This is a genomic window from Allobosea sp. Tri-44, assembly GCF_004123845.1.
Taxonomy (GTDB): domain Bacteria; phylum Pseudomonadota; class Alphaproteobacteria; order Rhizobiales; family Beijerinckiaceae; genus Allobosea.
Map to the genome: position 1 here is coordinate 338482 of NZ_NBDP01000003.1, position 12491 is coordinate 350972.

At 62.0% G+C, this 12491-nt stretch carries 10 protein-coding genes and 1 tRNA gene; 8 read left to right on the plus strand and 3 right to left on the minus strand.

The window, feature by feature from the left end; all coding sequences use genetic code 11:
- Window positions 1–61: 61 nt before the first annotated feature.
- The 6 genes from B6S44_RS01660 to B6S44_RS01685 all read left to right on the plus strand — a co-directional run bounded on the left by B6S44_RS01660 (window position 62) and on the right by B6S44_RS01685 (window position 6658).
- Window positions 62–1642 carry an AMP-binding protein gene (locus tag B6S44_RS01660; RefSeq protein ID WP_129155053.1) on the plus strand — a complete coding sequence of 527 codons (1581 nt, stop codon included), beginning with the start codon at window positions 62–64 and terminating at the stop codon, window positions 1640–1642.
- A gap of 29 nt (window positions 1643–1671) precedes the next feature.
- Entirely contained in the window at window positions 1672–2319 is a 648-nt protein-coding gene (locus B6S44_RS01665) for a DUF1190 domain-containing protein (RefSeq protein WP_164985679.1), read from the plus strand.
- A gap of 60 nt (window positions 2320–2379) precedes the next feature.
- Window positions 2380–2466: transfer RNA gene (locus B6S44_RS01670), tRNA-Leu, on the plus strand.
- 282 nt (window positions 2467–2748) lie between these two features.
- Window positions 2749–3219, plus strand: a complete 471-nt coding sequence (locus B6S44_RS01675; protein ID WP_129155055.1) for a M23 family metallopeptidase — start codon at window positions 2749–2751, stop codon at window positions 3217–3219.
- Between the two features lie 36 nt (window positions 3220–3255).
- Window positions 3256–5379, plus strand: coding sequence for a S8 family peptidase (locus B6S44_RS01680; protein ID WP_129155056.1), 2124 nt, complete (start codon window positions 3256–3258; stop codon window positions 5377–5379).
- Window positions 5380–5392: 13 nt separating this feature from the next.
- Complete coding sequence (locus B6S44_RS01685) at window positions 5393–6658, plus strand: ComEC/Rec2 family competence protein (protein WP_129155057.1); 1266 nt, start codon at window positions 5393–5395, stop codon at window positions 6656–6658.
- 265 nt (window positions 6659–6923) lie between these two features.
- Here the strand turns inward: B6S44_RS01685 and B6S44_RS01690 are convergent, their stop codons facing one another.
- Window positions 6924–7646: a phosphatase PAP2 family protein gene (locus B6S44_RS01690; protein ID WP_206735059.1), complete on the minus strand. Its 723-nt coding sequence runs from the start codon at window positions 7644–7646 to the stop codon at window positions 6924–6926.
- 87 nt (window positions 7647–7733) lie between these two features.
- Window positions 7734–9506 (minus strand): adenylate/guanylate cyclase domain-containing protein, encoded by a 1773-nt coding sequence (locus B6S44_RS01695; RefSeq protein WP_129155059.1) that lies wholly within the window; start codon window positions 9504–9506, stop codon window positions 7734–7736.
- A 220-nt stretch (window positions 9507–9726) separates the two neighbouring features.
- On the opposite strand from B6S44_RS01695, the gene B6S44_RS01700 reads away from it, so the two are divergent.
- A complete protein-coding gene (locus tag B6S44_RS01700) occupies window positions 9727–10092 on the plus strand; it encodes a DUF1127 domain-containing protein (RefSeq protein WP_248309391.1) in 366 nt (121 codons plus the stop codon).
- Window positions 10093–10444: 352 nt separating this feature from the next.
- Here B6S44_RS01700 and B6S44_RS01705 read toward each other — a convergent pair whose 3' ends face one another.
- Window positions 10445–11617: an acyl-CoA dehydrogenase family protein gene (locus tag B6S44_RS01705; protein WP_129155060.1), complete on the minus strand. Its 1173-nt coding sequence runs from the start codon at window positions 11615–11617 to the stop codon at window positions 10445–10447.
- 134 nt (window positions 11618–11751) lie between these two features.
- On the opposite strand from B6S44_RS01705, the gene B6S44_RS01710 reads away from it, so the two are divergent.
- Window positions 11752–12444 carry a winged helix-turn-helix transcriptional regulator gene (locus B6S44_RS01710; RefSeq protein WP_129155061.1) on the plus strand — a complete coding sequence of 231 codons (693 nt, stop codon included), beginning with the start codon at window positions 11752–11754 and terminating at the stop codon, window positions 12442–12444.
- The last annotated feature ends 47 nt before the right edge of the window (window positions 12445–12491 follow it).

A 12491-nucleotide genomic window follows, 5' to 3' on the forward strand; every position in this document is an offset into this window, starting at 1 on the left:
TATCCCGGCCCATTCGCCTTAGGTTGCAGGCGGGAGAAACGACAAGGGAGCACGAGCCGAAATGGCCGTAATCGAACTGCCGGCGCAGCCCTTTGATGTCGAGGGCGCCCGGATGACGCTGTTCCAGGCGCTGCTGGCTGCCGCCGGCAAGCATGGCAAGGGCCGCGTCGCGCTGGAGGACCCGGAACGGCAGCCGATCACCTATGGCCGGCTGGTGCTGGGCGCGCTGGTGCTCGGCCGCAAGCTTTCGGCATTGACCAGGCCCGGCGAGACGGTCGGGCTGATGCTCCCCAATGTCCAGGGCATGGCGGTGACGCTGTTCGGGCTCTCGGCCTTTGGCCGCGTGCCGGCCTTGTTGAACTTCACCGCAGGCCTGAAGAACCTCACCGCCGCCTGCGAGATCGGGCCGGTCTCGACCATCGTCACCTCGCGGCGCTTCATCGACCAGGCCAAGCTCGACGATATCGTCGAGGCGCTCGAGCCAGGGCGGCGTGTGATCTATCTCGAGGATGTCCGCAAGGAACTGGCCAGCCTCGACAAGGCCATCGGCGCGCTGGCCTCGCTGGCGCCGGGCATGGTGCATCGCCGCCATGCGGCCAAGCCCGACGACCCGGCCGTCGTGCTCTTCACCTCGGGCACCGAGGGCAAGCCGAAGGGCGTGGTGCTGAGCCATGCCAATCTCGTCTCCAACGCCCGCCAGATCTTCGAGCTCGCCGCCGGCTTCCTCTCCGAGCGCGACGTGGTCATGAACCCACTGCCGGCCTTCCACTCCTTCGGGCTGACTGCCGCGCTGCTGATGCCGCTGATCCATGGCATGAAGGTCGTGCTTTATCCGAGCCCGCTGCATTACAAGCAGGTGCCGAAGCTGATCGGCGAAACGGCTGCGACCTTCCTGTTCGCCACCGACACGTTTCTGCAGGGGTACGCGCGCGCTGCGGATGAGGGCGACCTCAAGAGCGTGCGCTATGTCGTCGCCGGAGCCGAGCGGGTGAAGCCGGAGACGCGCCGGATGTGGGAGCCCTATGGCACCACCATCCTCGAAGGCTATGGCTGCACCGAATGCTCGCCGGTGCTGGCCTGCAACACGCCGGTGGCGACCAGGGATGGCAGCGTCGGGCGGCTTCTGCCCGGCATCACGGCCAAGCTCGAGCCGGTCGAAGGCATCACCGAGGGCGGGCGGCTCTGCGTGAAGGGGCCGAACGTCATGCTCGGCTATCTCAACGCCGACCGGCCGGGCGCGATCGTGCCGCCGGAGGGCGGCTGGCACGACACCGGCGACATCGTCGCGATCGATGACGGCTTCATCACCATCAAGGGCAGGGCGCGGCGCTTCGCCAAGCTTGGCGGCGAGATGGTCTCGCTCGCGGCGGTCGAATCGATGATCGCCGGCCTCTGGCCCGGTCACAATCACGTGGTCGTGGCGCTGCCCGATCTGCGCAAGGGCGAGCAGCTCGTCCTCGTCACCGAAAAGCCCAATGCCGAGAAGAAGGCGCTGCAGGACGAGGCCAAGGCGCAGGGTTTCCCGGAATTATGGCTGCCGAAGGCGATCCTGGTGACCGGTTCGATTCCCGTCCTCGGCAATGGCAAAATCGATTATGGTGGCACGCGCGAGCTCGCCATCACGATGAGGCCGCTGCTGTGACGCCACAATCGCATGATCAGGGAAGCCGCATGATCACGCTTCTTCCTCTCGTCTTCGTCCGCGCTGCGGCTTTCGCCGTCGCCGGGATCGCCTTGACGCCCGCGGACCTAGCCGCCCAGGCGGCCGGCCAGACCTATGTCCGTCGCGACGAATGCATCGAGGCCGGCAAGCTCTCGGCCGAGCAATGCGAGCACGCCTATCGCAACGCCCGCGCCGAATTCGAGCAGAAGGCGCCGCGTTACGGCTCGCGGGTCGCCTGCGAGCGGGCGCACAAGCGCTGTGGCGCGCAGGTCTCGACCACCGGCGGCTGGGACGCGCTGGCGCGCGGCGGTGGCGGGCAGTCTTACGTGCCGCGCTTCGTCGGCATTCGCGTCACCGGCGAAGGCGCATCAAGCAAGGCCTTTCCGATCGTCGAGGGCACGGCGAAGATCGCCTTCTCGGCCCGCCAGGTCGCGGCGCTCGACGACAAGGTCGCCGGCCGTCGGGCGGTGATGGGCGGCGGTAGTGGCGGTGGCCAGCACAGCCAGCAAGCGAGTGGCCCCTATATCCGCCGCGGCGACCGCGACGACACGGTACGCGTGCCGATGCAGGAGAAGAAGATCGGCTCCGACGTCGCACCGGGGCTCTATGTCGATCCGGACGGGGTCGAATGGTACAAGCCGGCGCACCGGCGCTGAGCCGGCGCGCGCAACCGGCGCTTGTCGGAAAGGCTTTCCGTCGCTAACCAGTTTCGCGGCGCGGACGTGGCGAAACTGGTAGACGCAAGGCACTTAAAATGCCTCGCCGGAAACGGCATGCGGGTTCGACCCCCGCCGTCCGCACCAATCGCGATGAGATTCGTCTCCCCTTGTGCATTGGGAAAAGGGGGGCCTGTTTTCGCTCCGATAGCGATTTTTGGTGAGAAAGAGGGCAACCTGCTTCGACGTATGGCAGGTTCTCATGACGCAAAGTTATATAAGGATGTACTGCACTTAAAAGTTGCGCCGACAGATGAGCTATGCAACGTTTTGGTCGATTTTATGCTTTGCGTTGCCGGGACGACCGACCGCTCGGCTATCAAGGCCGCGTCGGACCGTCGTTGAGGCTCAGATTGTCGGAGGGAGCCCTTGCCATTTCCGCTGACCTTCATCCCGGCTCAAGGCTGGCATCATGTGCCGCGGAGCTTCGGTGCGCCTCGTAGCAAGGGCAAACGGAAGCATGCCGGCTGCGACCTCTATGCGCCCGTCGGCACGCCGGTCCACGCCGTGGCCGATGGCAAGATCACGATACACCGGCCGTTCTACCTGGGCACATTCGCGACCGTCATCGATCACGGTGATTTCGTCGTCCGCTACGGAGAGGTCCAGAAGGCGCTGGCAGGCGGGCTCAAGGTCGGTGACGAGGTCGCCGCCGGACAGGTGATCGGATCGGTCGGCAAACTGTCCGGCCTGAACATCAGCATGATTCATTTCGAGATGTTTTCCGGGACGGTGAACGGTGAACTCACCACCACCAAATCCCCGTTCTTTCGCAGAGCCGACCTGATGGACCCGACTGCGCAGCTCGACGCCTGGGCACAGCAGCCATTGCCGACGTAGGCGCTGCCTGCCGGCGTCTTTCGGGGGAGGGGGTCGATGGCAACACAGGGCAACAGCGGTGGGCGCCGACCGCGCCGGAATCCCAGCCGGCCGAACGATGCTCTGATCGAGGCATTCGTCTTCGAAACCTTCGGCGTGCGACGCTTTCTTCAGGATGGCCCGGTCCGGTCGGATGTCTGGTTGCGCTATCTGATGCGGGCGCTCGCCGATCGCGCAGACGAGCGAACATCGCTGATCCTGTCGCCCAAGCTGACCGCCGGTCCCGAAGGACAGCGACCGGCGTCGACCGCCGATCTTGCCGACGAGATCGTGCGCCGTCTCGGGGGAGCGTCGACCAAGGCCAGCCGCCACAAAGTCACGCGCGTTCACCGGATCGCGGTCACATCTCGTTACGTCATCGTCGACCTGACATTCACGGAACTCGTGCATGCGGTGCTGCCCCTGACGCAGTGGTGGCGCGACAATGCCCCTCGCATGGAGCTGCGAAAGCTCGAGGACGCTCTCTTCAAACCGGACGGCGACATGACCGTCCGCGCGGTCCTGAGGGATATCGACGTCGACATCGACGTTCTCCGCTTCGGAGCGCTCATCACGATTATCGACATGGCGGAGAAGCCCGAGAGTCGGGAGCTCGCCATCGACCTCATGGGAAAGCTCGTCGTCGGCCCGGGGCGGTCGCGCGAGGATGACGACCTCGACGATGATCCGATGCAACGGAGCGGCAGGCGATCGCTCGACGAGGGCGACGACCCGCCAGGGGTGGATCGCGCACGCATCGGCGAGCTCAACCCGCTCTGGCAGCCATTCCAGCAGCTGATGCAGGAGATCGGCCAGGCGAGCGAGCTGCCGGCCGGTGCCAGTGGGGGCACGGTCTCGATCTGGTCGATCGCGCGCAACCGCCTGGCATTGCGCATGGAGCTGGAAAGCTTCGACCTGCCGCCGGCCCGGTTGCCGCCTCCATGCGCGGCGCTGTCGCGCGACACGGTCAAGGCCGACGCCGCCATCCGGCTGTTCGACCTCTCGACCCGCGACTTCACCTGGGCGGTCATCGATACCGGAATCGATCCGAAGCGTGCGGTCTTCCGCGATTGGCGCAAAACCGATCATGTGTCCCGCGTGACGCGTTCGCTCGATTTCACCCGGTTGCGAAGGCTGATGTCCGGGCAGGTTTCGCTCGAGACGATGATCGCGCAACTGCCTTTGCAGAAGCGGAACGATCCGACGATCAAGCGCCAGATCCAGCAGCAGTTCTCGTCGCTCGACGCTCTGGCACGCGGGGTCGCGGAGGCGGATTGGTCGATCATCGCGCCGTTGCTCGAAGTCGATCCCGATGGCGACGACGCAGTGCCCGATGACGAGCACGGCACCCATGTCGCCGCCATCCTCGGCGGCTGCTTTCCAGTGCCGGGGGAGGCGGCGCAAGGTCCCTTCTACGGCGTCTGCCCTGATATCCGCCTGCTCGATCTGCGCGTCTTCGGACGGCGGACCGGTGAGGGCGAGGAAAGCGGCGGCGATGAGTTCACCATCCTGGCCGCGCTCGACTATCTGACCTGGCTCAACCGCAACCCGGAATTGCCGCAGGTGCACGGCGTCAACATGTCGGTCTCGATCAGGCATCTGGTCGACGCCCATGCCTGCGGGCGAACCCCGATCTGCGAGGCGGTGAACCGGCTCGTCGCACTGGGCACGCCGGTGGTGACCGCCGCCGGCAATGCCGGCTTCGACCCGGCCGCGAACAAGGTCAATCTCGGTTTCGGCTACCGCGGCATGAGCATCACCGATCCCGGCAATGCCGATGGGGCAATCTGCGTGGGCGCGACACACCGCGCCGACCCGCACAGCTTCGGCGTCAGCTACTTTTCCAGCCGCGGCCCGACCGGCGACGGCAGGCTCAAACCGGATCTGGTCGCGCCCGGCGAGAAGATCGTTTCGGCTATCCCCGGCAATGGGGACCGCTTCGCCTCGAAAGACGGCACGTCCATGGCGGCACCGCATGTCTCGGGGGTCTGTGCCCTGCTGATGGCGCGGCATCGCGAACTCATCGGCCGCCCGGAGCGGATCAAGCAGATCCTGATCAGAACCGCGACCGATCTGGGGCGCGAACGCTATTTCCAGGGGGCGGGGCTGGTCGACGCCCTGCGCGCCCTGCAGTCGGTATGAGCGGGAGGGGTCCATGATCACGTTCGAAGCTGTCGATGCCGGCCATGGCGACTGCATCCTGCTGCGCTATCACAGCGGCGATGGCGGCATCGATCCGCCGCATGAGCGCATCCTGCTGATCGACGCGGGGCCGACGACGGCGAAACACATGACGCCGGGCGCAAAGAGCTTCCGGCCGCTCGAGCACAGGCTGGCGCCGCGGCTGGCTGCGATCAAGCAGGAGCGGGACGGGCGCCCGTCAACGGTCGAGGACCATGCCGGGAAAGCGACGCTGAAGCTCGGCCTCGTGGTCTGCACCCATATCGATGCCGACCATATCGACGGCGTCGAGCAGATCTATCATTGCCTTGCCGAGAGCCTGAACTGCGTGCCGGGCATGCCCCAGCTAGAGATCGGCATGCTCTGGTTCAATTCCTTTTCGGCGCTGCTCGGCGACCAGGTGAAGATCCTGGCCAAGGAGCTCGACAGAACGGCCGAGGCGGTCGCCGTGAGCGTCGCCGACGGCGACGATCTGACGAGCTCTGCGCGAACGATTCACGGCGACAACATCAATTCGCGGGAGCCGGGCAAGCTCATTGCCATGGGGCAGGTCTTCGACAAGGCTTTCGGTCCGGCGAAGATCACGATCCTCAACCCGGACAAGACGTCGCTGGAGAAGCTGCGCAAGGAGTGGAAGAAAAAATCCAAGGTCGCGCCGGCTCAGGGCGTGCCGGCTTCGGTCCAGTCCACCAACTGGCTGAAAGCGGACAAGACGGACAAGTCAATCGCCAACCTCTCGTCCATCACCATGCTGGTCGAGCACGAAGGCCGGAAAATCCTGCTGACCGGCGATCAGCTCGGCAGAGACGTCCTGCGGAGCCTCAAGCAAAGCGGCCTCATGTCGGATGCCGACAAGACCTTCCACGTCGACATCCTGAAAGTGCCGCACCACGGTGCGATCGGCAACAACCAGCGCGACTTCATGAGTGCGGTCACCGCCGACACCTACGTCTTCAGCGCCATCGGCAAGGACCAGAATCCGGATCCGCCGGTGGTCGAATTCTACGCCAAGTTGGCAAAGTCCGGCCGCAAGTTCACCATGGCCTTCACCAATGGCGACCTGAGTTACGAACTCGAGGACGGGAAACCGCCCGAACTGAACGGAAAGCCAGTGGTGACACTGCAGCAACTGATCGCCGATCTGAAAGCCGCTCATCCGAAAATCCGCGACAACGTCACCTTCACCTTTCGAGACAAGGACAAGCCGTCCCTGGTGTTCGAGCTGCCAAAGCGAGGCTGAGCCGTTTTCTGCTGCGTGGAGATGGTGAAGCTGGCAGGCGCAAGGCACTAAAATGCCCCGCCGGAAACGGTATGCGGGTTCGATCCCCGCCGTCCGCACCATGACTTGAAAGATGAGTTGTTAGGCCGATAGTGAACTGCGCGCCAAAAGCTGAGCTGGGCTTACCGCCGAGATGCGGACATTAGCGTGCAGGGACACCGCTTCTGTCTCCTTGATCGACCGACTCTACCCAATTTTGGAGGAAGTTCAGGGTCTCAGGTCAACGTTATTCGCGCCACTCTTTCTTTGCTTCGCTCCGCAATTTCTCGAAGCTAGGGCAGCGGGAAAGAATTTCGAATGCGCCTTTAGCGATATTTTCTCCAGCGCTTGTATCACTGGGATAATGCAAACCGGCAATCTCCCGATTTTTACCTACCCTGTTGGCTAACACCGTCAGAGAGCCCTCGGCATCTTTCCGCACCGATGCTGCTGTAAGGGACAGCATATGAGACATCAGTGAGTGGCCACTCGGATACGAAGCATGCCCGGGCACAGCAATCATCGGCATCAGCGCCGGACATAACTGATGCGGGCGCGGCCGATTGAATTTGAACTTGTAGAAAAACATCACCATTTCACCCACGCGGGCTGCGGTTTTGATCATTTCGTATGTGGCGGGATGCGATGCGCGATTCATCATCAATAAGCCTAGCCAATATTTCGGAAAATCAGTACTCTGCGCCACAATTTCGTTTCTGGATTTATTCCGTTCGTTCATCAATTCCAGTAAATACTCGATTTCGTTACGCGTAATCTCGGATTTGGTCGATGGCGGTGGCGAAACAGATATTTCGCTTTCCCAGCTGGACGTCGCGAATTCAGGCAAGATTGCTAGGCCGACGTAATCCGGATCCCAATAGCGCCTTGGGAACTCTGTAACATCTGTGAGTACATCGAGCGGACCCTCTCTTAAGCCCGGTTGCTCCGGGTGGGTCGGAAATTCCGGCAAGTCTAGCGGATCAAAAAAGCAGTTTCCCATAATCTTCCCCCTTGTTCACATTATCGGATGCTGCCCACGGCCTCCGATTCGTCTCGCTCATTCGGGAAGGCCGGCGTCCAGTAAGCGCCTCAAGAATGTTTCTCGGACCTCCTTATCCCACCAGGGGCACTGAGGCGCATACACAGAGACCCGGAAGGATGGCTGCTCAGACAGTAGGGCGCGAGCGACTTCCTTCGCCTCTTCCAGTCTGTCGAGCGCAACAAGACTGGCTGTCAGGACCCGCAGCCCCGCTCGAAAATGCGGGTTCTGCCCCACGGCCTTGCGGTCGCAATCCACGGCCGCCTCGTAAGATTCACCGGCGTAGTGGGCAAGGCCTAGGAAAGACAGATAGTAGAATGCATGCCGGTCTGCTGGTGACAGCGCGATCCCGCGCTCCGCGCGCTCGACCGCCTCTTTGGCATCTCCCATATAGGCGTATGTGCCGCTGCTGAGGGCCCAAGCCCAGGCGTGGCTTGGCGAACAATTGATCGCGCGCTCAAAATAAGATGTCGCCGCTGCGTATTCGTGGAACAGGAATGACTTGACGTGTCCGCAGATTGCGAGCGCCAGCGAATTGGAGGCATCCCGATCAACAGCGGCGGAGGCCAACTTCCAGGCTTGGTAAGCATCCAATGTCGGGTCGGCTGACCAGCCTTGGCCAATGTTGAAAATGTGCCAGAGGGAGGCGTAAGCGTAAGCTGGGGGATATCGGCTGTCAGTCTCGATGGCGCTGCCGAGAAATTTTCGTGCACGAACGAACTGTTCGCTGTCCATTCTATAGAGCAAGTCGATACCCTGAAGAAGCAGGTCATACGCGTCCATACTCTCGGGGCGCTTCATCACAGCCCGCGCAAGTTCGGCTTCGCGGACATGGGGAGCAATAGTCCCAACAACCTTGGTTGCGATACTATCCTGCATATCAAATATCGATGACAAGATGCCGTCCATATGGTCGGACCAAAGAACGCTGCCGCTCCTCACATCGGTCAGGGAGCAGGTTACGCGAATTTCATCGCTAGATCGTCCAATAACTCCTGTAAGAACGTAGTGTGCCCCCAATCGTTTTCCTAGAAGGGCAGGGGGCTCTTTCGTGCAATAATCGATAGTCGAGCCTCGATTAATCGTCATAATATCGCGCAGGCTACTTAGCGCGCCAATTATGCCATCCATCAGGCCTTGTGAAAAATAATCTTCGCCGCCACTGCCGTCAAAAGCCGAAAACGGAAAAACAGCGATGGTTGGCAGGCGCGTTCTCTTGCGATACGGCTTGACCATAGAGGGGAATGAATCTGTGCGCGGCGTATTGATCAGAAATGCGTGCGTCGGACTATGAAAATTCTTCAACCTAATCCGGCCGCAATCATTGGAGGATATATTGATCTTACCATCAATTTGATCGAATAGATCACTCGAAATCAATACGGCGCCGGGAGTGGCTATCTGCTGAAGTCGCGATGCTGTATTTACAGCGATTCCAAAAATATCGCTATCTTCGATAATTACGCTGTCGATTGTTGCGCCAATTCTAAATTTGATTCGACGATCAGGATCACGCTGCCTTTGGGATTGGTGCGTAGATTTCTGTATATTTAGGGCGCAATCTACCGCTGCGACAGCGTCGCTGAAGCAAGCGAGAAAGCCATCGCCAGTGAATTTAACAATTCTACCTTTGTACTTTTCGACAACAGGAGTTACCACGGACGCCCAGAGCCACATCAGCTGCTTGTGGGTCTCTTCCTCCGCCGTATCCATCATTCGGCTATAGTCGGCGACGTCAGCGCAGAGGACTGCGAGGACACTACGATCCAACGTTTGCGCCGTCGACAACATGCGCAGTCCGCCTACGTCTGATGGCAGAAGGGCTAAATCAGGCCAGAGGCAAGGCTGTCAGCGTAACCGGCACGGGTTACTGCCGGCATCATGTCGTCTCTTCGCCTTCTTGGAAAGGGGCTGACGTGTGCGGCACCTCACAGACGAGGTGTCCTCCGAGCCGCAATAACGCTGCAACACCGCCCGACGAGGCGGCGGGCAAGGCAATGGGAGCGGCACCATGTATGCGCTGAAAAGCGATTTTCTCCACGACATCGATGACCTCACCGACATGCTGCGGCCTCGCACCAAATCGGTGCTCGACCGGCTGGTCGGACGCAGGGCAGTTGGGCAAATCCTCGGTGAGCAGTTTCTCTATGAGGTCCATGGTCCATTCGTCCCGCCTCATCGAAAGCCTGCCCGGCGTCCCCTGACGACCAGGCTGATCGAAGCGCTGTCGGGACGGCTGCGCAGCATCCGCGACAGGGTGCAGACGCGCCGCGCGGCCAACGCGTTGCCGAGTCTCGACGACAGGACGCTGGGGGATATCGGCATCAGCCGTTCGGAGATCGAGTTCGCCGTCCGGCACGCCGATCCGCGGCCGTGACCGCGGAGCGGGGCCCCAGGCCGCGCTCGACCTCGCCGCCGGAAACGGCATGCGGGTTCGATACCCGCCGTCCGCGCCATGGCCTGACAGAGGAGACGTTCGGGCAATCGTCGCTGCGTGCCACGAGCGGAATTTGGGCCATTGCCCGCAAGCCGACGTTGGCCGAGGTGCTTCCGGCTCCAATCGGATATCCATCGGTCCCGGTTGATTGGAAGTTGCAGCTCGTGATCCCGCCGATGCGTGGCGAGCGGTTTCAGAAGGCGAGGAAACGCCGCGCTCAGCGCGTTCGAACTAGGCATAGGGCCGAAGCAAGCTTGAGATGTTGCGTCTTTCTCCGGCCTCTATCGGCTTGTCAGAAGATCGAACTCGTCGGCAGGCCTAGCGCCATTGCGCCGGCATAGTGTGCCTGGGGACTGGCCTGGAGTGGGTGAAAACGTGCACCTTGGATGTCACGAAAGCGCCGCTCCAATCCCGTTGCCCGATAGAACGACGCGCCGCCGGCCAGCTCCATCGCCAGATCGACGGCAGTAATCGCGTGGCGGGCAACCAGAGTGCGCCCGATCATCACCTCGTTGACCGTCTCGGCGCAGGGCGCGTTACGCGCCACGGTATCCAGCATCCAGCGGTGTGCGAGCTGCGCGGCCCGCAATTCGGTGTCCATGCGTCCGGCCAGCGATGGGTCGGATGCCTGTTTCTTCTTCGCGATCTCGACAGCGATGTCGCGGGCGCTCTCTGCAACTCCGAGGTAGACAGCATAGATCAGCGGGAAAGCGATGGTCGCAATCGTCTCGAAAACAGGGTGCCACTCGCCGGCCTTGCGCGAAAACGCGACATTCGCGGCGGGGATGAAGAGATTCTCGATCACGACGTCGTTCGACGCGGTGCCGCGCATGCCCAGCGTGCGCCAGGTGTCCTCGATGCGCACCGCCGAGGACTTCATCGGCGCACCGAAGTGAATGACCGACCGGTTCCCGTCTTCTCCTTCGTGGATCGCTCCCGTCATCAGGATATCTCCGGCTTCGGCGCCGGAGGTGAACACCTTCCGCGCCGTGATACGATAGCCGTCGCCGTCCCTCTCGGCCTTTCCCGATCCGCCAATCCAGTCCGAGCCACCGGACGACAACAAGATGATTCTCTCCGCGGCGACCCGTTTCAGCAGGGGTTCCACAGCGGCGACCTTCTGGTGCCGCCAACGCCAAGCGGGGATGGCGACCTGATGGGTGTGCATGGAAAAGGCCAGCGCCGTGGAACCGCACGCCCTCGCGAGCACGCGCAGCATCTCGGCGAGCTCGGATATCTCGGCGCCGCCGCCGCCGAGTTCCCGCGGGACGCCTGCCTCGATGAGGCCCGCCTCCTTCAGCAAGGAATAGCTCTCGCTGACGAAGCGGTCATTCTGGTCGATCTCGGCGGCACGCGCGGCGAGTTTCGGCGCAAGATGGCGCGCCGTTTCCACGACATTGGCGGGAGAGGCGGTGCCTCCGACGAATGACGGGGGTGAGGCTTTCGAAGCAGAGATCGTCGACATGGTGTCCTCCATTCCTGCGAGGCAGAAGGATCACCGCTGAGGTTCCGAGATTCCAGTTCAGCAACTGAACTGCCGGCATTTTCCGTGTGACCCCCGATCTGGTACCATTCGCCAAAAGAAAAACGGGGTTCGCCATGAACAATCGCGGTGGCTACGGCCAGTTCTGCCCGGTGTCGATGGCCTCGGAGATATTGTGCAGTCGATGGACGACGCTGGTGGTGCGAGAACTGCTCTGCGGCAGCACCCGATTCAATGATCTGCGGCGCGGCCTACCGAAGATGTCGCCTGCCTTGCTCTCGAAACGGCTCAAGGAATTGCAGCAGGCCGGGGTCATCACCGTATCGCGCAAGACGAAGAGCTCGGTTGAATATCACCTTTCCGAGGCGGGCGAGGAACTGAGATCGTTGATCATGGGCCTCGGCAACTGGGCGCAGCACTGGATGGAATCGCGGCTTTCGCTCAAGAACCTCGACCCTTCATTGCTGATGTGGGACATGCGCCGGAGTCTCAACGTCAAGCTGCTGCCGGAGCATCGCTGCACGATACAGTTTCTGTACCCCGAACTTCCGGGGTCACAGAAGAGGTGGTGGCTGGTGGTGGCCGACGGTGCAGTCGACCTTTGCAATTTCGATCCCGGCCATCAGCTCGATCTGCTGGTCACGAGTTCCCTGCGCACGATGACAGCGATCTGGATGGGACTGACGACGATCAAGAAGGAGTCCGACACCGGTCACTTCGAGATCGACGGCGATCAGGCGCTGGCTTGCTCCATGCAACAATGGCTGGGGCTCAGCGCCTTCGCCTTCGAACCGCGTCGGGTGCAGTGACGGACGCGACGATCATCCGCCCAGTACAGACGATGGATAATCGCCCG

Excerpts from the sequence above, each read along its gene's own strand:
- B6S44_RS01705 (WP_129155060.1), bottom strand. The coding sequence starts at position 11,617 with ATGTCGACGATCTCTGCTTCGAAAGCCTCACCCCCGTCATTCGTCGGA.
- B6S44_RS01660 (WP_129155053.1), top strand. The coding sequence starts at position 62 with ATGGCCGTAATCGAACTGCCGGCGCAGCCCTTTGATGTCGAGGGCGCC.
- B6S44_RS01680 (WP_129155056.1), top strand. The coding sequence starts at position 3,256 with ATGGCAACACAGGGCAACAGCGGTGGGCGCCGACCGCGCCGGAATCCC.
- B6S44_RS01700 (WP_248309391.1), top strand. The coding sequence starts at position 9,727 with ATGTATGCGCTGAAAAGCGATTTTCTCCACGACATCGATGACCTCACC.
- B6S44_RS01695 (WP_129155059.1), bottom strand. The coding sequence starts at position 9,506 with ATGTTGTCGACGGCGCAAACGTTGGATCGTAGTGTCCTCGCAGTCCTC.
- B6S44_RS01710 (WP_129155061.1), top strand. The coding sequence starts at position 11,752 with ATGAACAATCGCGGTGGCTACGGCCAGTTCTGCCCGGTGTCGATGGCC.
- B6S44_RS01685 (WP_129155057.1), top strand. The coding sequence starts at position 5,393 with ATGATCACGTTCGAAGCTGTCGATGCCGGCCATGGCGACTGCATCCTG.
- B6S44_RS01665 (WP_164985679.1), top strand. The coding sequence starts at position 1,672 with ATGATCACGCTTCTTCCTCTCGTCTTCGTCCGCGCTGCGGCTTTCGCC.